Source organism: Methylotuvimicrobium buryatense (genome assembly GCF_005931095.1).
GTDB lineage: Bacteria > Pseudomonadota > Gammaproteobacteria > Methylococcales > Methylomonadaceae > Methylotuvimicrobium > Methylotuvimicrobium buryatense.
This window is the reverse complement of sequence record NZ_CP035467.1, coordinates 649,966-667,721: the sequence shown is the minus strand read 5'-3', so window position 1 is coordinate 667,721 and position 17,756 is coordinate 649,966. Positions and strand designations below refer to the sequence as shown.

Genomic DNA, 17,756 nt, shown 5'->3' with positions numbered 1-17,756 from the left:
TAAACACTGCTCATACAAAGAAAGCGGTTGAAAAACTCGAAAAGCGAGTTCATCAACCGTTATAACTGCTTCAAATTCGGCTAACTATAATGGTATATTGCCATGTCAAAAACTATAAAAATCAAGTCTACGAGGCTCAGCCTTTACCAGGAGTGCAATAAATGAATATTGAAGGCGTCGATAAATCCAAGCGACAGTTTCTAACCTCGGCGTTGACCGTGGTCGGTGCTGTCGGTACCGGCTATATTGCGGTTCCCTTTCTCGCGCAAATGCAACCCAGCACAAAAGCCATGGCAGCAGGCGCACCGGTCACCGTCGATATCAGTAAAATGGAACCGGGACAGCTGATCCGCGTAGCTTGGCGCGGCAAACCGGTTTGGCTGCTTAACCGCACTCCGGAGGTTCTGGAAACATTGAAAACACTGGACGATCAACTCAGAGACCCACAGTCGTCAGAATCCATACAACCGGTGTACACCAAAAATTCCACTCGCGCATTGAAACAGGAAATTTTTGTTGCAATCGGCTTATGCACGCATCTGGGCTGTTCGCCCACCTTCCGACCTGAAATCGCACCGGCCGACCTGGGGCCCGATTGGAAAGGCGGTTTTTTCTGCCCTTGCCACGGCTCATGGTTCGATCTGGCCGGCCGGGTTTACCGCGGCGTTCCGGCTCCGACCAACCTTGAAATTCCACCTTATCGATATATTACCGATACCCAAATCATCATTGGTGAAGACACCGTGGAGACAAGCGCATGAAAACGAATCGCTGGACTGATTGTGGCAACTGGATACTGGATCGTTTTCCGCTAACAAAGTTCTGGAACGAACACATGGCGCATTATTATGCGCCCAAGAATTTTAACTTTTGGTATTTTTTCGGCTCGCTTGCCTTGCTAGTATTGGTCAATCAATTCGTTACCGGCATTCTGCTGACGATGAACTACAAACCGGACGCCAAATTGGCCTTCGATTCGGTCGAATACATCATGCGCGAGGTTAATTGGGGCTGGTTGATCCGTTACATGCACTCGACCGGTGCTTCGGCTTTTTTCATCGTGATCTATCTACATATGTTCAGAGGCTTACTATACGGTTCTTTTAAACAGCCTCGAGAACTGATCTGGATTTTCGGCATGCTGCTGTTTGTCGCTTTGATGGCTGAGGCGTTCATGGGCTATTTGCTTCCTTGGGGACAAATGTCCTACTGGGGGGCTCAGGTCATCATTTCGCTATTCAGCGCCATCCCTGTCGTCGGAGAAGAACTGTCATTGTGGATCAGGGGTGATTATGTAGTATCCGATGCAACTTTGAACCGATTCTTTGCCTTTCACGTCATCGCAGTCCCTTTGGTGCTGGTATTGCTGGTATTGCTGCATATCATCGCGTTACACGAAGTCGGCTCGAACAACCCGGACGGCATCGATATCAAAAAAAATAAGGATGCCAACGGCATACCTCTGGACGGCATTCCATTCCACCCTTACTACACTGTCAAGGATCTGGTCGGCTTCGCGGTCTTTATGTTCTTTTTCGCGGTCGTTATTTTCTATATGCCCGAAATGGGTGGCTTCTTCCTCGAACACGCCAACTTCATCCCGGCAGACCCATTGAAAACACCGGAACATATCGCTCCGGTCTGGTACTTCACCCCCTTCTACGCGATCTTGCGCGCGGTTCCGGATAAATTCGCCGGCGTCATTGCGATGGGCGGCTCCATAGTCGTGCTGTTCCTTCTGCCGTGGCTTGATCGCAGCAAAGTACGCTCAATCCGTTATCGCGGCGGTATCTATAAAAAAGCGCTCCTACTTTTCGTAATCAGCTTTATCGGCCTAGGCTATCTGGGCACACAACCCGCAACGCCTGGTGCTACCGCTGTCGCACGCGTTTTGACGGCGGTTTATTTCGGCTTTTTCTTACTGATGCCGATCTACACCCGCTGGGAAAAAACCAAGCCTGTACCGGACCGCCTAACAGAACAACCCAGCCTTGAGGATCGAATACCGGATTTCGTTGAAACTTTCAATGAGGTCACGATAAAAACCGAGGGTAAATCCGGCTTATTCAGCAGAAAACTCAATTACCAAGGGTTGTCCGCTGTTAGCATCCGTTTTTTAAAAAAAATTAAAGGCAGCTTGGATTAATTATGAAAAGACTACTCAATACCTTGATACTGTTGTCGCTGCCTTTCGGCGTTTTCGCCGGAGGCGGTGTCGAGCTTCAACGCGCCGACTTCGACCTTAGCGACAAAGATTCGTTACAACGCGGCGCAAAACATTTTGTGACTTATTGTTTAGGATGCCATTCCGCGAAACACATTCGTTATCTCAGGATAGCGCTCGACTTTGATATTGAAAAAGATAAAGTACTGAAAGATATCGCGCCGGAAGGCGCCAATATCTACGATAAGATGAATTCAGCAATGAACGCCCATGACGCCGAAAAATGGTTCGGCATCATGCCGCCCGACTTATCACTGATTTCACGGTCACGCGGACCGGATTGGCTTTACAGTTATTTGAAAGGCTTTTATTCCGACTCAACCAAGCCTCTCGGCGTCAATAATGTCGTTTTCCCGGATGTTGGCATGCCGAACGTTTTATGGCAATTGCAAGGTGAGCAAAAACCGGTATTCAAAAAAGTCGGCGGCCAGCAAGTCATTGACAAACTAGTTACCGAAATCCCCGGACAACTTCCGGAACAAGACTTCGACCGCATGATTAACGACCTGGTCAATTTCCTCGTTTATGTCGGAGAGCCCGGACAACTGGAACGGCGAAGCATGGGAAAATATGTTTTGTTTTTCATTTTCATGATTTTCATACTTGCCTATTTATTGAAACGAGAGTACTGGAAGGACATTCATTAACCCCTCATTCGTAAAACAGGGACGTTTTACCCGTATCATCTACCTTCATACGGATACAAGCGAATAAAATGTCGAATTTTTCATGATATAATCGCCTCTTTAGACACCGTGTATCCTAATGAGGTTATGATTCGTGGCACAACCAACAACTCGTAAATCCGCTATGACTCTTTTTTCATCACCGACATGCGCGATGAGCCACGGCGCCCGATTGGTTCTTCATGAGAAAGCCATTGCGGCGGACATAGAATATTATGACATCAATCAACCGCCCGAGGACTTATTAGAGTTTAATCCGACCGGAACTTCGCCAACGTTGCTAGAGCGCGGACTGGTCCTCTATGACGCGCGCATCATAATGGAGTACCTGGATGAGCGTTTCCCGCATCCCCCACTCCATCAAATGGACCCCGTATCCAGAGCCAATGCCCGAATGATCATTAGACGTATCGACCAAGATTGGTACGAACTGATGAATGAAATCATTCATTCCGGCGAAAAAAAATCGGCTCGCGCCAAGAAGCTCCTCAAGGAAAGCCTGCTTTCTGCAGCCCCGGTATTCGAAGCTCGCCCTTTTTTCATGAGCGACGAATTTTCATTAATCGATTGCGTAATGGCCCCGCTTTTATGGCGCCTACCTATTCTCGGCATTGAAACCGCAACGACCGGCGAAGGATTAAAAAACTACGCCAATCGTTTATTCCGCAGGCCGGCTTTCGCCGCTAGCTTGAGTAGTGCCGAAAAAGAAATGAACGACATCCCGAAATGACATCCTTAAAACCCTACTTAATCCGCTCGATCTATGAATGGATCTTAGACAACGAGCTGACCCCGCACTTATTAGTCGATGCAGAGTACGAAGGCACGGTTTTGCCAGGTAATTTTGTCGAGGACGGCAGAATCGTACTCAACATTAATCCGCCGGCAATACAAGGACTTACCCTGGGGAATGAAGACATAGAATTCAATGCCCGTTTCAGCGGCAAACCCATGCATATTCTCGTGCCGATCAAAGCGGTGATGGCGATTTACGCTAAGGAAAACGGCAAAGGGATGATTTTCGACCGCGAGGAAGACTCAGGCGATGATGAACCGCCACCGGAAAAAAAACCGGCTCGCCCGCAATTGCGCGTTGTTAAATAGTAAAAGCCCTCGACAATCGAAGCTTAACAGTAGTCAGCTCAAGTATTCGAAATAGACGATAAGCAACATGAAGATTCAGCTTATTGACTCGCTTTTCTTAATTATATTCATGGTCAGCATTGCTTGCTACTCCCTTTATACTCAAAAAATGGTTAACTTTATGAAGGTATGGGGTGTGGCTAGCGAGGATGTCGGCAGCAGGGCAGATTTTTGCTCCATGCAAAATCTGCATTCACGCCATCCTTGGCGTTCGATTGCTGCCGTCAAGCCCCCATGGATAGGTTCACGGCGGTCCTCGATAGACACATCCCATACCTTTTATTCTTAGACGGTTTTTCAATCAAAAGAGAGTAAAACAGACTCTGATAGTCTCTTCCACCTGGTAATCAGGCGGAAGACTTAGCCGCTTTTCCAAATTCGAGCTGTTATCCTAAAAAGAGCAGTTGAGAGCTTCAAACTACCGTTCGCCCTGAGCCCTGTCGAAGGGTGAACGGTAGTTTGAGGCTTCACCAATCCGGTGTAAGTGTTGTAGACCCTTCATGCTTCGACTTGGCTCAGCACGAACGGTCTACAACACTTACCAACTGCTCTTTTTAGGGTTATTTTTTATCCGGTGAATATAGCGACGAAACTTTTCCCGAGGACTTCCCGAAGTCCGTTTGCGCAATGATCTTAGCCTCCCCCCGCTTTTTGACTTGATCGATTCTGATAATTTCGTGCATAGGAATAAATGAGCGATTAACACCCTCGAATTCCACTCTCAGCCTCTCCTCTGCAGGATCGATCACAATCGCGCTTTTTTCGCCAAACACAAAGTCCTCGACGACGATGAAACCGTAAAGATCTCCTTGGTATACGTTTTTAGCATATATCTCATAAACTTGATCCTGATTGACAAACACGACTTTATAAATAAGTTTTTCTGACATTGAATATACTTGCCTACATTAAAATAAACGTTTATGGTTCGTCATTCTAACGCGAAACCATGGCTTTAACATTTTTGCTAAGGAACGAGCATGAAATAACTTCGACAACTGTTGGAAGGGGGATTCGGCGGCTCGATTGACAGGTGTCGGCGGCAAGGCAGATTTTTGCTCCTGCAAAATCTGCATTCATGCCATCCATGGCAATCAGATTCCGCCGTCAAGCCTACATGGACGTATTCACGGCGTCCTGTCAAGCGAGTCACCGAACCGCCGTAAAGCCTACTACTTGTAGAAGTTATTTTGTGCATATTCCTAGCGATCTATCAGCATCATTCAAAAAAGCCAGTTGTTTATTAATCGAACGCTCCTACACGACAAAAAGAAGGTAACCCTATGGCTTATACAATTTATTTATCCGGCGAAACGCATACCGATTGGCGCGACCAAATCCTTCAAGGCATCGAGAACAACGATCTGGATATCGAAGTACTCGGACCGATTACCGATCTGAACATTAGCGAAAATATCGGCTCTGAAATCCTGGGACCTGAAGAAAATAATTTCTGGCGCGATCACAAAAGCGCCAAGATCAACGCGCTACGCAATAATCATTACCTCGGTCAAGCCGACCTTGTCGTCGTCCGTTTCGGGGAAAAATACAAACAATGGGAAACCGCATTCGATGCAGGACTTGCGATAGGCATGGGCATTCCTATCGTCGTGATGCATGATCCCGAACAGACCCATGCTCTGAAAGAAATCGACGCGGCCGCCCTTGCCGTTACACAAGATTCCCTTCAAGTCATCGAAATTCTTAAATACATCTCACAACAGTAATAAGATGCGTTGGATTGCGTACTTTACGCAATCCAACGCCATCCTTCGACCGTAACTCTTCAGCTAAAAGTCAAGACTGCTTATCAATCACCTCGTCCCGCAACACATCGAAATCATTAAATGCACTATTCAAGCTGAGCTTCAAATTGATAATCGTCGCGAGCGTGGTGCTGGTAAAAATACAGATCATAATAGCGATTTGATATTTTACCGCCACCCAGGGCTCGCTACCGCCGAGAATTTGCCCGGTCATCATGCCGGGCAAAGAAACCAGTCCCATCGTCGCCATGCCGGCTATCGTCGGATTGATCGCAGCTTTTATCGCATCCCGGAAGTATGTCCGGACAGCCTCTATCCGCGTTGCGCCTAACATCAGAAAGGTCGCGTACTCATTCTCGTTCTTGCTTAATGACGAATAAAATCGCTCTAATGCGATCACGTTACCCTGTAAGCAGTTACCAAGAATCATGCCTGACAATGGCACTATGTAACGCGCATCGTAAAAAAGTGCCGGCCGTATCACCCAAAGCACCAAGAAGGCCGTAGAAAACAGAATACTGAAAGCAATCGCGATAAACGTCGCCAAGGCGAAATAACGAGCCTTGAGGCCTGCCCGCCGCAAAATACTAAAATCGGCGACCAGCAGCATCATCAGTATCCATAAGCCATTGAACCAAGGATTGTTGAGCTCGAACAACCATTTCAAATAAAACCCGACCAAGGCCAACTGCACGCTCATCCGTAAAACGCTAATGCCGATATCCCGGCTCAGCAGCAAGCCAAGCATTCGCAGCAACAGCCAAGGCAGCAGACAAAGGCCGTATAGCAGCGTCATTCGCGGCAATTCGATATCAAGCGTTTCCATGTGTCCTTTCCCCAACCAACCGGCCCGCTTCCAGTTCTAAAATACGATCGCAGCGCACCAACCACTCCTTATCGTGAGCGACCGAAAGCACCGTTAATTGAGAGTCGGAAAACACATCGAATACGGCTTGTTTGCTTTCCGCATCCAATGCACTGGTAATCTCATCCAACAAATACAAGCTTTTACCTAGCAGCAAGCCTCGCGCCAATGCAATCCGTTGTTTTTCGCCACCGGAAATATGGCTGCTTTTTTGATTTAAAATATCGGCAGTCAGATGCAACCGATTCAATACCTCAATAAGTCGTGCATCCGAAGGCCTTTGATTCCGATGGGCTTTAAATTGAAAAGGTAATAATAAAGCTTCACGCACCGTCTCGGCGCCGAGCACCGGTTCTTGGCCGATATAAGCCGTCGCGTTTCGAATCGAATGGACCGATGCAGCAGTCAATTGCATTTGCTGAAAATAGACGTCGCCGGCTGCGACGGCATGAAGCCCGATAAAAGTTCTTAACACGCTACTTTTACCGGACCCCGACTTACCGCATAAAACAACTTTTTCGCCGGGGAACAGGGCAAAACTAATATTGGACAGAATGACTTTTTCTCGAACCGCTACCGATACTTGATCGAATCGAATAATTGGACTCATTGAGTTAGGAACGAGCATGAAATAAGTTAGACAACTGTTGGAAGGGGGTTCGGTCAGCAATTCCCAGTTTGAGCCTTTTCGCCGATCTTAGGGTGTGGGGTATGCCTGTCGAGGAACGCCGTAAACCCATCCATGGGGCTTGGCGGCAGCTCGAACGCCAAGGATGGCGTGAATGCAGATTTTGCAGGAGCAAAAATCTGCCCTGCTGCCGACATCCTCGCCAAGCACACCCCAAACCCTTTTTGATCCCCAAATTGGGAATTGCTGGGACTCGGTGGCTCGATTGACAGGTGTCGGCGGCAGGGATAGCCGCCGTCAAGCCTACACGGACGTATTCACGGCGTCCTGTCAAGCGAGTTACCGAACCGCCACAAAGCCTACTACTTGTAGAAGTTATTTTGTGCATATTCCTTAATCCTAAAAAGAGTAGTTGGTAAGTGTTGTAGACCGTTCGTGCTGAGCCAAGTCGAAGCATGAAGGGCCTACAACACTTACACCGGATTGGTGAAGCCTCAAACTACCGTTCACCCTTCGACAGGGCTCAGGCCGAACGGTAGTTTGAAGCTCTCAACTGCTCTTTTTAGGTTAATGATTTAAAGGAACAAACGCCCGAACAAAAATCCCCCTATTCACCATTCACTGCTCACTATTTTCCACTCAATACTCAGTCAACCAATAAAAGCGGCACGGCTGAATGACCAGTTGTTGATCGAATTCCGTCGGCCGTTTGCCGGTGAACAAATCGCTGACTTGTCCGTGAATTCTAAACCCTGCCGCATTGAATTTTTCCATATCGATGCGCTGCGCTTGCTCGCTGAAATTACAAATCACCAGCACTTGCTCCGAAGGCCGGTTATGATCGTAACGGATAAATGAAAAAATATGCGGGTTTTCGCAATCGATCAACTGTCGATTATTGAAATCGGCAAATGCCGTGGTTTCCTTGCGAATCGCGATCATTTTTTTCAATGCGCTGAACACCGCATGCTCGACCGTGCCTTGTTTTTTGCGTTGCTCGGCCCGTTCCCAGTCGATCTTGGGCCGGTGAATCCAGCGGCTATCGTTGGCCTTATCGGGTTGATCGAGATAGCTGTGGTCATTGAAGGTCGCTATCTCATCACCATAATACAGCAGCGGAAGACCGCCGAATGAAAATATAACGCTATGCATCAAGATGATCTTGTTCAATGCGATATCGATCGCATACTCGTCATCGGACTGAATAGCCGTTTCAAGGCCGGCAAGCGAAGCCAGCGACCCGGCAATCCTCGCATCGCCGGTTTTGTCGTTACGCATGAACGGCACGCCGCTCGCAATCGAATCTTCATACGCCCCGGTATAGAAATCGACCAGAAAACGACGATGCGCGACCGGATCGTAACCGACATGCCGCACATCGTTATCATCGAAACCTAGCCCGATATCGTCATGACAACGCACATAATTCAACCAAGTCGCCCGCTCCAATTTATCAGGCAGGCTTTTTAGCCCCTGGTACAACAACTTGCTGTTGCGTGTCGCCAAGGCATCCCACAGCAATGCCATCAGCGTGGCGTTATAGGCGATTTCGCATTCCTTGGCGATAATCGCGTCCTCACCGAAATATTTAGTAATCTCGACCGGCGCGACAATCGCTTCGGCAATGAATAGGGATCCCGGCGCGGTGACTTGGCAACAGTCCTTCATCAATTGCAGCAACAGATGCGCTTCACGCTCGTTTTGGCAGCTCGTACCCATCTTCTTCCAAATAAAGGCAACCGCATCGAGCCGGATGATATCAGCACCTTGGTTAATCCAAAAGAGAATCACATCGAGCATTTCGATAAATACCGAAGGATTACTGTAATTGAGATCCCATTGATAATCATTGAAGACAGTCATCACCCACTTCTGCAGGGTCTCGTCCCAAGTAAAATTTCCCGGAGCGGTTTCCGGAAAAATTTCCGGCATGCTTTGCTCGAACATATCAGGAATTTCACGGTCGTCGAAGATGTAATAATAATCTTGGTATTTTTGCTCCCCTCCCCTCGCCCGCTGCGCCCATTCATGCTCGTCTGAGGTGTGATTCAACACCACGTCCAAGGTCAACAGAATATCGCGCTTTCTGAACTCGCTTGAAACCCGCTGCAAATCCTCTAATGTACCGACACGGCTATCGATCTGCCTAAAATCACTGACCGCATAACCGCCGTCGCTTTTGCCGGTCGGACATTCGAGAATCGGCATGATATGCACCAAATTGACGCCAAGCTCTTGGAAATAAGACGTATTATCCGCCACTCCGGCTAAATCGTCGGCAAATCCGGCACTGTACAAAGCCATGCCGACCCATTTTTGATTCAAAAACCAGTTATGATCGTTTTCCCGCGCGATATCGAGTTTTTCCAACTCATCCGGCCGCTGTATATATTGCCGGGCCAAGGTTTCGACCAACTTGAGCATTTGTTCCTTGAAATCGTCGCGGCGACCGTACAGATGATGAAACAAATTGTGAATCGCATAAAAATTCGCGCCGAGACGGGTATAAAAATGCCGTAGATCCTGCCGGCGGATTTCCGGTTTGAGATCATCCAAAATTTCATTTAATAAGGAATGTGAAATTTGCTCGTACATAATTCTAATTGAAGTAAATGTGATGGGTCATAACCCGGCAGCGGAGAAGCTAAGGATTTGGTCATAAATAACGTCCCTATTTCCTGTAGGGTTCGGCTGCTCGATTGACAGGTGTCGGCGCCGTCAAGCCTACAAGAACGTATTCACGGCGTCCTGTCAGGCGAGTAACCGAACCCTCGACAATGCTAATAGCACCAGGAAGTTATTTTTCGCGAAATCCTAAGCCCGGTAACTACAAAGAAATAGATAGCTTAATCTAGATCCCAAGCCTCAATGAAAGGCTGATAAAAGACATGATCCCTAACCGTCGCGCCTCGTTGGGTGACCATGGCCGATGCAAACGCTTGCGCACGCTCCATCGTCATTTGCAGCGGCCAATCGAGATTGAGCCCGAGCAGCATCACCGACGCGAACGCATCGCCGGCACCGACCGTATCGATGACTTGGGCGATCTCGCCCGGCGTCACCCGGCACGATACACCGTGACGATCAATTGCAAACGCGCCTTGCTTGCCGCTCGTGACAATCAAACCTTGCAGTCGGTAAAGCTCGACAAATCGCTGCATATCGGCCTCAAGATCGCCGGAGACCGTGTAAAGCGCCGCCAATTCATGATGATTTAGCTTAACCCAATCGGCTTGACCGAGCCATTCGAGTACCTGGTCTTTTTGCCACCAAGGTTCGCGTAAATTGACATCCATGAATACACGCCCCTTGTGCGCGTCTTTTAGAGCGCCCAAGGTCGACCTCGAAACCGGCTGACGCAAGGCCAGCGTGCCGTGATAAAGCAAACCGGGATGTTGCGTTTCTTGAAACTCGGCCGCATCGATATAATCGTAGGCTTGTTCCGGCACGATCGTATAGGCGGGCTCGCCCTGCTCGATGACGATATCGACGACACCGGTCGGATGCCGGATATCCCGTTGCAAACCCGACAAATCCATGCCCCATTTATGCATCGCAGCCATGACCGAGTCTCCGGTCGCATCCTGGCCGATCCGACTGATGAAATGCGGGGCTTGACAAAAGGCCTGCAAATGCCAGGCGACATTGAACGGAGCGCCGCCGAGCACACGGCTGCCGTCGGGAAAATGATCGAACAGAACCTCGCCGAAAATAGTGATCGGATTGTTATTCATCGCTAATGATCCAGTATTTGATTTCGGGTAAATAATGCACAACGCCTTCTAAAATACCGGCACTGTAATTACCGTTCATGCCGAGATAATCGCCTTCGGCCAAATACAACGACCGTTCGGTCGATTGCTCTCGAGCCAACTGCAGCGCCTGCTTGCGTACCTCGTCGGTCGCATTGGCGACCAACACCGAGTTTATTGGGCTGGTTAACACCGGAAGATCGTTACCGCTATCGCCGGCGAAAACCGTGTTATCCAAATCGAATCCGAGTTGTTTCATTAAAAATTCGACCGCATGAAACTTGGTCGCGCACGCCGGCAAAACATCCAACAATCCAGTGTGCGTAGTTTCATCGACACTGTAGACGAGTGCCGCTCGAACCGAGTGCGACGCCAAGCGTTTTCTCATTTCGATTAACAAAGGCTCCGGATCGATCGACTCCGAAACATAATAACTGAGTTTGAAACGATTCTGCTTCGTGCTTTCTTGTAGCGTCAATTCGGACAGCTCGCTGAACAAACGATGCAACTCGGCATGTTCGAATCCGGCCCAATCCGGCGCGATTTCATGACGCCATTGCGACCATTCTTGCCATTCATGATCGACGACTTGGTAAATCGTCGTGCCAACATCGCCGATCACGTAATCCGGCAAAGGCAAATCGTACTCGGCTATCGCTTGCTGCACCAAGGCTTGATGCCTGCCGGTCACATATGCCAGCGTACATCCGGGATGCCGCGCCAAGGCCTTGAAATAAACCCTCGCCATCGCCGATTCCGGCACATTGCCGTTCGGCAATAAGGTTCGATCGAGGTCGGTACAAAGCAAAAGCCGATCAGTCATAATTCTGCTCTCAGTCACTTAAAAATCATAATGTTCTATTGCCTCGATGATACCGAGTGCAAAGGGTTGCGCCGCAAAATAAATCCTCTCAGGCTCGCGCAAACCCGACAATTCCTCGCGATGCCGATTGGCGACGACGACCGCTAGCGTATTGCCCTGCATCATATCTTCATCGGCACCGGACCCCCCGGCAACCAGAATCCGCTCCAACGACAACCTCCACTGCTGAGCGAAATAGCGCAAAGCCAAACCTTTCGAAGCCCGCACCGGAACGATGTCGAAAAACTGACCGAAAGATAAATACACATTGACCGCCTGCTCTTCCTGACGCAACAGCGTTTGAATTTCTTCCACCGTCGGTGCTTGCTCGGCATCGTAATGATAGGAAATCTTGAAGCGACTTTGCTCGCTTTTGGACTGCAAAGTCAACCCGGGCAAATCGCCGATGATGCGTCGTATCGCCTTGGGATTCCAATGATAATCGATATGCCTTGCCCAGGCGCTGTCCGGCGTCATCTGCGGCGAATAGACAATTTCGGTACCCAAGCTGGTGATTAAAACATCCGGTGTCGGCAGGCCGTTTCTCTTTAAAATCGCTATGGCCGAATCGAGTCTTCGGCCGGTCGCGACACCGAAAAAAACTTTTTTTCGATTCTCGGCCAAATAAGCGGCGAACGCTTTCAAGCCATCGGGACTGCCCAATAAACTTTGATCGATATCGGAAAAAACGGCACGGTCGCGATAACTCAAATCGCCTCGCACGCGCGGTATTTTCGGAAACTCCGGATGATGCTCCAATAAAGGCCGTATCGTTTCAAGATACTTTTGCGCATGGGCATCCCAGGAATACAATTTCCGAACATTTTTAAGGCCTTTTTCGGAAAATTTTTCCCATTTTTTCGGGCTGTTCAAAACTTCCAGCAATGCTCTCGCTATCTCGCCGCTATCCAGCGGGTCGACCAAAATACCGTTATGGCAAGCACCGATAATATCGACCGGCCCGCCGTTTTCGGTCGCGACCAGCGGCAATCCGCATGCCGCCGCCTCCAGCAGCGTCAAGCCGAAGGGTTCGGTCAAGGCCGGATTGACGAAAACGCCTTTCGATTGTGCGGCCAAACGGTAAATATCCGGAACTTCTTCCTGTTTATGGTGCTTTGGAATCGCGATACGGCCATATAAATCATAGTAATCGGTCAACAACAGAATTTCAGTCAACACCGCTTGCGCGCCTTCGTCCATTTCGCGGATGTCGTCGCGATTACCGGCCACGATCACTAAATTCGCCAATTTCTGCAATTCGGGGGATTCACCGTAGGCCTGTATCAACGAAACAATGTTTTTGCGTTCGTCAGGACGCGACAACGCCAGAATCATCGGTTTTTTAGGGTGGGTCAAAAAAGACTCCAGCGTTTTGGCGAAAGCTATTTTTATTTTGTTTTCAGCAGGATAGAATTGCTCCAGATCGGTACCCGGCGGAATCACGACCATTCGATCCGGCTGATAATAATCATAGAGTTCGTATTGCTCGGCAATTTCGTTGCGGGTGCTGGTCACGACCAATTCGGCATTGGCCAGCACATCCTCTTCAGCGCTAATTCTTTTGGAAATATGATAACGCTGCTCGATCAAATCACTCGATAAGCCCATTGCAAGCAAACGACCGAGCTTGTCTCTGCCCAGAGAATGTCCTGTATGCACCAATGGGATACCGGTCAAAAGCGACAACCGTACGCCAATATAGCCGGCGTCGGCATAATGGCTATGAATCACATCAGGCATGCGCGGCTGCAGACGCAACCACTCCAATAAGTTGTCGGCGAAAATATCGAGATAATCCCAAAGCTCTTCCTTTTTGATATAGCCTTCGGGGCCGGCCGGTATTCGGACGATTTGCGCGTTTTTATCCAGCGGCTCAAGCGCTTCGCGGTAATCGGCATCGACATCGGGATCATCAATTAAACGGGTCGCTAAATCAATCCGACCTACCGAAGGTTGACACGCCAAAGCCCTCGCTAAATCAACGACATACTTGGTCTGACCGCCGGTATCGGCATCGCGGCCCAGTTCTAAATTTCGTCCGCGTATTAGACCATGAACACTGATCAAAAGAATGTAGTGCTCAACCTTTTTGCTTGTCATGATCGTACTCACTTCAGCTGGATATAGCCTTTATTCTCTCATTCACGAACAACTATCTCAAGCGACTCTAACGCTAGAATTATACCGATCCACTTTACCCTTCCGAATTTTTACCCATGAACGCAATCAGGACTCCTACCGATAATCACGAGAACACCCACCATAAACCTATGAATATACTAGGTTATTATTTATTTACCCTACTCATAGAAAGGCCTTTCCATGCTACAATGCTCGCCTCTAAAAACGACCCCAAAAGGTTTCAATCATGCAATTCATTAAATTTTCTGCTTTAGCAATCCTATTCTTCTCTTTTTCCGTGAATGCCGATGTCCAATTGACTCAAGCGGACCTAATCGGCTCCTGGCAAATCGATAAGGAATCTGTCGACCGCGAAGGCACTAAATCAAGAAGCTTGAATACGATTTGGACATTCCGAGAAGACGGTACGATGGAAGGAAAATCTCAAGAATCAGACGCTCACGCCAGAATCGATCAACTGCGAGCAGTACTGAACTATTCGGTCGAGGACGGCAAATTAGTCAAACAAGCAGCACCGGGCCGCTCCAGAATGGAAACCTGTGCCGCAATCGAAAAAGAGAACGACAAAATGATTCTTAAATGCCCATCAAATTATTTTTTCATGACCAAAAAATAAAACGCCGAAATTTACCGATTTTCAGGTCAGAAAGAATGACTGTTTTATGGATTTAGAGATAGTAACTGGCGCTTTATAACTTATGAACACCAACAATTTCCAAGGTATTTAGAGCAGCGTAGGGTGCGCATCGCGCACCTTTCCACAGCACCGAACCGACGACCGGTCCAGACCCAGGTACCATCATATATGGGTGTTGAGTATCGATTTGCCGGAAAGTAGCGAATAATCAAGACTTCTTGGCCGTACCCGACTCTTTGGGCGGAACCGGATCATAGCCGTGACCGCCCCACGGATGACATCGACCGAGTCTTTTTAACGTCAACCACAAGCCTACAAATGGACCATGTCGAGTGATCGCTTCTATCGCATATTCGGAACAAGTGGGCTGATACCGGCACGAAGGAGGTAAAAGCGGAGAAATGACAAGCCGATAAAATCGAACAATTCCAAGCAACAAAAATTGCAACCCTTTAGTCAACATCGTCGAATTCTCCAAAAACCAACACAAACTGCGCTTAAGTTTAACCCAACGCCAAACATAATTAAGCCTATTAGGGCATCCAATGCCGGCATTCCCTCGAAGAGCGTGGAAATGATCTTAATTGGTCCAATCCAATTCACGCTGCAAGGCATTCACATTCAGCACTTCCACCGTTTTGCCTTGGACCGAGATCAAGCCTTTTCGGCTCAATTGTTGCAAAATACGGGAAAAAGTCTCGGGCCGAACCGACAAGCGGGAAGCCAAAACTTGTTTGGGTGTTTCCCATTCTAGATTGTAATGGCTAGCTGAGCCGTCGGGAGCCGAATTCAGCAATAACTGAATAACGCGCATGCTGGCATTTTGCAGCGTTAACTGATCAATGTCTTGAATAGCACCGTGCAGGCGCCGGCTCATACCGCCCAGCAAGCGTAAACACAGCTCATTGGATTCCTGAAGCATACCGATGACTATCGCCATGTCGATCCGATATAACTCGCTGTGCAACACGGCTTTGGCGCTCACCGGATAAGCATGGATTTTGAAAAACATCACCGCTTCGGCAAAGGTTTGCCCTGGCGCAATGATCTCAATCACTTTTTCCTCGCCGCCGGCTGAAAGCCGGTAAAGCTGAATTTGCCCGCGAATTAGAAAATAAAAATAGCGGGCCTGATCGCCGAAATGAAACAAGTGACCGCCTTCCTGCACGTTTAGCCCCTGCACTCCGCAAAGCACCCGGTCGAATTGCTCGTCATCCAAACTGGCAAATAAATAATGCCGGCATAACTGCTCTCGTATTTCGTCCCGCATAAAAATCCTCTTGATGTAAGTCAAGGACACTGTAATAGCTGAGCGCTTATCCTGGCAACCACTTCAATTCACCAACGTCCAATCAGGAGAAATTATGTTTTGCTATCAATGCGAACAAACCACCCGTTCCGAAACCGGTAGCGGCTGCCAGGAAGTCAAAGGCGTATGCGGTAAAGATGAAACGACCGCCGATTTACAAGACTTGATGATATACGGCCTGCAAGGCATCGCTCAATATGCGACCCGCTTACGGAAATTGGGCGAGGCGCAACCTAAAGCCGATGAATTCATGCTCTATGCCTTATTCACCACGCTGACCAATGTTAATTTCAATGCCAACCGATTTGCGCAATTGATCAAAGAAACCGCTCAATGGCGTGACCAACTCAAATCACACTATCAAGAACTGGCCGCACAGCAAGGCGAGGCGGTTGAAGATTTGGGCGGTCCGGCCCAGTGGCAGCCCGCCGGCACTATGCCGGGCTTGTTGATACAGGCGAAAGAGGCGGCGATCAATGTGGAATTAGCGCAAGTAGGCGAGGACATCATCGGTTTGCGGGCCATGCTGTTGTATGGTATCAAAGGCGCTGCCGCTTATGCTTATCACGCCTTGATGCTAGGCTATCGCGACGATGACATTTACGCCGGCTTTGAACAAGCGCTGGAATTTCTGGCGACTCATCCGACCGATGCCGATGCGCTATTGGCGTGGGCATTACGCATCGGTGAATTGAACTATCGGGTTATGGCCATGTTGGATGCCGCCAATACCGGCAGTTTCGGCGCCCAGCAACCCGGCACGGTCAATCTGGCGCCGGTCAAAGGTAAAGCCATCTTGGTCAGCGGTCACGACCTGCATGACCTGGCGCAATTGCTGGAGCAGACTCAAGGACTGGGGATCAATGTCTACACCCACGGTGAAATGCTGCCGGCGCACGCCTATCCCAAATTAAAAGCCTATCCGCATCTGTCGGGTAATTACGGGTCGGCCTGGCAAAATCAGCATAACGATTTTACCGCGTTTCCGGGACCTATCTTGATGACCTCCAATTGTCTAGTCGAGCCGGCCCATGCCTATCGGCAACGGATCTTTACCGCGGGACCGGTGGGTTGGCCAGGCGTCAGACATATTCAAAACGGGGATTTTGCGCCGGTGATAGCCGCCGCTCACGCGCTGCCCGGATTTACCAAAGATGAACCGGAACACTTGATTAACGTCGGTTTCGGTCGCGATGCCGTAATGGGAGTTGCCGATAAAGTCATTGACGCGGTCAAAACCGGAGCGATTCAACATTTCTTTTTGATCGGCGGTTGCGACGGCGCGGCGCCGGGCCGGAATTATTTTACCGAAGTGGCCGAACAAGCTCCCGACGATAGCGTGATTCTAACCCTCGGTTGCGGCAAATACCGCTTCAACAGCCACGATTTCGGTGCCATAGGCGGCATTCCTCGTTTGCTGGACATGGGCCAATGCAACGACGCCTATTCAGCCATTCAAGTCGCGTCCGCATTAGCCAAGGCTTTCGATTGCGGCGTCAACGATTTACCGTTGTCAATGATGATCTCCTGGTTTGAACAAAAAGCCGTTGCGGTGCTATTGACCTTGCTGGCGCTGGGCATTCGCGGCATTCGTCTCGGCCCGACCCTGCCGGCATTCTTGACCCCGGCCTTATTGGCTAAACTGAGCGAGGCATTCGACTTAAAAGCCACCGGCACGGCTACCGACGATATTCGCGATGCGCTACAAAAAGCCGCCTAATGAATCAAGTAACGGAGGTAAT

At 49.1% G+C, this 17,756-nt stretch carries 17 protein-coding genes; 8 read left to right on the top strand and 9 right to left on the bottom strand.

From position 1 onward, the window contains the following. Positions 1–161: 161 nt before the first annotated feature. The 5 genes from petA (at position 162) to EQU24_RS03095 (ending at position 4,014) form a co-directional block, all read left to right on the top strand. Positions 162–761: a ubiquinol-cytochrome c reductase iron-sulfur subunit gene (gene petA, locus EQU24_RS03115; RefSeq protein ID WP_017840901.1), complete on the top strand. Its 600-nt coding sequence runs from the start codon at positions 162–164 to the stop codon at positions 759–761. Further along, positions 758–2,146 (top strand): cytochrome b, encoded by a 1,389-nt coding sequence (locus tag EQU24_RS03110; protein ID WP_017840902.1) that lies wholly within the window; start codon positions 758–760, stop codon positions 2,144–2,146. The genes petA and EQU24_RS03110 overlap by 4 nt, the downstream gene beginning before the upstream one ends. 2 nt (positions 2,147–2,148) lie before the next feature. Next, positions 2,149–2,871: a cytochrome c1 gene (locus EQU24_RS03105; protein WP_017840903.1), complete on the top strand. Its 723-nt coding sequence runs from the start codon at positions 2,149–2,151 to the stop codon at positions 2,869–2,871. A gap of 163 nt (positions 2,872–3,034) precedes the next feature. After that, positions 3,035–3,640 carry a glutathione S-transferase N-terminal domain-containing protein gene (locus EQU24_RS03100; protein WP_083877712.1) on the top strand — a complete coding sequence of 202 codons (606 nt, stop codon included), beginning with the start codon at positions 3,035–3,037 and terminating at the stop codon, positions 3,638–3,640. Continuing rightward, positions 3,637–4,014 (top strand): ClpXP protease specificity-enhancing factor, encoded by a 378-nt coding sequence (locus tag EQU24_RS03095; RefSeq protein ID WP_017840905.1) that lies wholly within the window; start codon positions 3,637–3,639, stop codon positions 4,012–4,014. Before EQU24_RS03100 ends, EQU24_RS03095 begins: the two co-directional genes overlap by 4 nt. A gap of 599 nt (positions 4,015–4,613) precedes the next feature. Here EQU24_RS03095 and EQU24_RS03090 read toward each other — a convergent pair. Further along, positions 4,614–4,943: a DUF1820 family protein gene (locus tag EQU24_RS03090; protein WP_017840906.1), complete on the bottom strand. Its 330-nt coding sequence runs from the start codon at positions 4,941–4,943 to the stop codon at positions 4,614–4,616. Between the two features lie 393 nt (positions 4,944–5,336). On the opposite strand from EQU24_RS03090, the gene EQU24_RS03080 reads away from it, so the two are divergent. Next, positions 5,337–5,780, top strand: a complete 444-nt coding sequence (locus EQU24_RS03080) for a YtoQ family protein (RefSeq protein ID WP_017840908.1) — start codon at positions 5,337–5,339, stop codon at positions 5,778–5,780. 70 nt (positions 5,781–5,850) lie between these two features. On the opposite strand, the gene EQU24_RS03075 is transcribed toward EQU24_RS03080, so the two are convergent. The 6 genes from EQU24_RS03075 to EQU24_RS03045 form a co-directional block, all read right to left on the bottom strand. Continuing rightward, the gene (locus tag EQU24_RS03075; RefSeq protein ID WP_017840909.1) at positions 5,851–6,645 is read right to left on the bottom strand and encodes an ABC transporter permease; all 795 of its coding nucleotides are present in this window, start codon (positions 6,643–6,645) and stop codon (positions 5,851–5,853) included. Next, positions 6,632–7,294 (bottom strand): ABC transporter ATP-binding protein, encoded by a 663-nt coding sequence (locus EQU24_RS03070; protein WP_017840910.1) that lies wholly within the window; start codon positions 7,292–7,294, stop codon positions 6,632–6,634. The genes EQU24_RS03075 and EQU24_RS03070 overlap by 14 nt, the downstream gene beginning before the upstream one ends. Before the next feature lie 657 nt (positions 7,295–7,951). Then, positions 7,952–9,907 carry an alpha-amylase family glycosyl hydrolase gene (locus tag EQU24_RS03060; protein WP_017840911.1) on the bottom strand — a complete coding sequence of 652 codons (1,956 nt, stop codon included), beginning with the start codon at positions 9,905–9,907 and terminating at the stop codon, positions 7,952–7,954. A gap of 251 nt (positions 9,908–10,158) precedes the next feature. Continuing rightward, positions 10,159–11,046 (bottom strand): PfkB family carbohydrate kinase, encoded by an 888-nt coding sequence (locus EQU24_RS03055; RefSeq protein ID WP_017840912.1) that lies wholly within the window; start codon positions 11,044–11,046, stop codon positions 10,159–10,161. After that, positions 11,039–11,887 carry an HAD-IIB family hydrolase gene (locus EQU24_RS03050; RefSeq protein ID WP_017840913.1) on the bottom strand — a complete coding sequence of 283 codons (849 nt, stop codon included), beginning with the start codon at positions 11,885–11,887 and terminating at the stop codon, positions 11,039–11,041. Before EQU24_RS03050 ends, EQU24_RS03055 begins: the two co-directional genes overlap by 8 nt. 18 nt (positions 11,888–11,905) lie before the next feature. Beyond that, positions 11,906–14,026 carry an HAD family hydrolase gene (locus EQU24_RS03045; RefSeq protein WP_017840914.1) on the bottom strand — a complete coding sequence of 707 codons (2,121 nt, stop codon included), beginning with the start codon at positions 14,024–14,026 and terminating at the stop codon, positions 11,906–11,908. Positions 14,027–14,294: 268 nt separating this feature from the next. Here EQU24_RS03045 and EQU24_RS03040 point away from each other — a divergent pair, with 268 nt between their 5' ends. Continuing rightward, positions 14,295–14,684: a hypothetical protein gene (locus tag EQU24_RS03040; protein WP_017840915.1), complete on the top strand. Its 390-nt coding sequence runs from the start codon at positions 14,295–14,297 to the stop codon at positions 14,682–14,684. 229 nt (positions 14,685–14,913) lie between these two features. Here EQU24_RS03040 and yidD read toward each other — a convergent pair whose 3' ends face one another. After that, entirely contained in the window at positions 14,914–15,168 is a 255-nt protein-coding gene (yidD, locus tag EQU24_RS03035; RefSeq protein ID WP_175421656.1) for a membrane protein insertion efficiency factor YidD, read from the bottom strand. A gap of 117 nt (positions 15,169–15,285) precedes the next feature. Then, a complete protein-coding gene (locus EQU24_RS03030) occupies positions 15,286–15,975 on the bottom strand; it encodes a Crp/Fnr family transcriptional regulator (RefSeq protein WP_017840916.1) in 690 nt (229 codons plus the stop codon). 94 nt (positions 15,976–16,069) lie between these two features. Here EQU24_RS03030 and hcp point away from each other — a divergent pair, with 94 nt between their 5' ends. Beyond that, positions 16,070–17,734, top strand: coding sequence for a hydroxylamine reductase (gene hcp / locus EQU24_RS03025; protein WP_017840917.1), 1,665 nt, complete (start codon positions 16,070–16,072; stop codon positions 17,732–17,734). The last annotated feature ends 22 nt before the right edge of the window (positions 17,735–17,756 follow it).

Coding starts and splice junctions, on each gene's coding strand:
- petA (WP_017840901.1), top strand. CDS start 162: ATGAATATTGAAGGCGTCGATAAATCCAAGCGACAGTTTCTAACCTCG.
- EQU24_RS03110 (WP_017840902.1), top strand. CDS start 758: ATGAAAACGAATCGCTGGACTGATTGTGGCAACTGGATACTGGATCGT.
- EQU24_RS03105 (WP_017840903.1), top strand. CDS start 2,149: ATGAAAAGACTACTCAATACCTTGATACTGTTGTCGCTGCCTTTCGGC.
- EQU24_RS03100 (WP_083877712.1), top strand. CDS start 3,035: ATGACTCTTTTTTCATCACCGACATGCGCGATGAGCCACGGCGCCCGA.
- EQU24_RS03095 (WP_017840905.1), top strand. CDS start 3,637: ATGACATCCTTAAAACCCTACTTAATCCGCTCGATCTATGAATGGATC.
- EQU24_RS03090 (WP_017840906.1), bottom strand. CDS start 4,943: ATGTCAGAAAAACTTATTTATAAAGTCGTGTTTGTCAATCAGGATCAA.
- EQU24_RS03080 (WP_017840908.1), top strand. CDS start 5,337: ATGGCTTATACAATTTATTTATCCGGCGAAACGCATACCGATTGGCGC.
- EQU24_RS03075 (WP_017840909.1), bottom strand. CDS start 6,645: ATGGAAACGCTTGATATCGAATTGCCGCGAATGACGCTGCTATACGGC.
- EQU24_RS03070 (WP_017840910.1), bottom strand. CDS start 7,294: ATGAGTCCAATTATTCGATTCGATCAAGTATCGGTAGCGGTTCGAGAA.
- EQU24_RS03060 (WP_017840911.1), bottom strand. CDS start 9,907: ATGTACGAGCAAATTTCACATTCCTTATTAAATGAAATTTTGGATGAT.
- EQU24_RS03055 (WP_017840912.1), bottom strand. CDS start 11,046: ATGAATAACAATCCGATCACTATTTTCGGCGAGGTTCTGTTCGATCAT.
- EQU24_RS03050 (WP_017840913.1), bottom strand. CDS start 11,887: ATGACTGATCGGCTTTTGCTTTGTACCGACCTCGATCGAACCTTATTG.
- EQU24_RS03045 (WP_017840914.1), bottom strand. CDS start 14,026: ATGACAAGCAAAAAGGTTGAGCACTACATTCTTTTGATCAGTGTTCAT.
- EQU24_RS03040 (WP_017840915.1), top strand. CDS start 14,295: ATGCAATTCATTAAATTTTCTGCTTTAGCAATCCTATTCTTCTCTTTT.
- yidD (WP_175421656.1), bottom strand. CDS start 15,168: ATGTTGACTAAAGGGTTGCAATTTTTGTTGCTTGGAATTGTTCGATTT.
- EQU24_RS03030 (WP_017840916.1), bottom strand. CDS start 15,975: ATGCGGGACGAAATACGAGAGCAGTTATGCCGGCATTATTTATTTGCC.
- hcp (WP_017840917.1), top strand. CDS start 16,070: ATGTTTTGCTATCAATGCGAACAAACCACCCGTTCCGAAACCGGTAGC.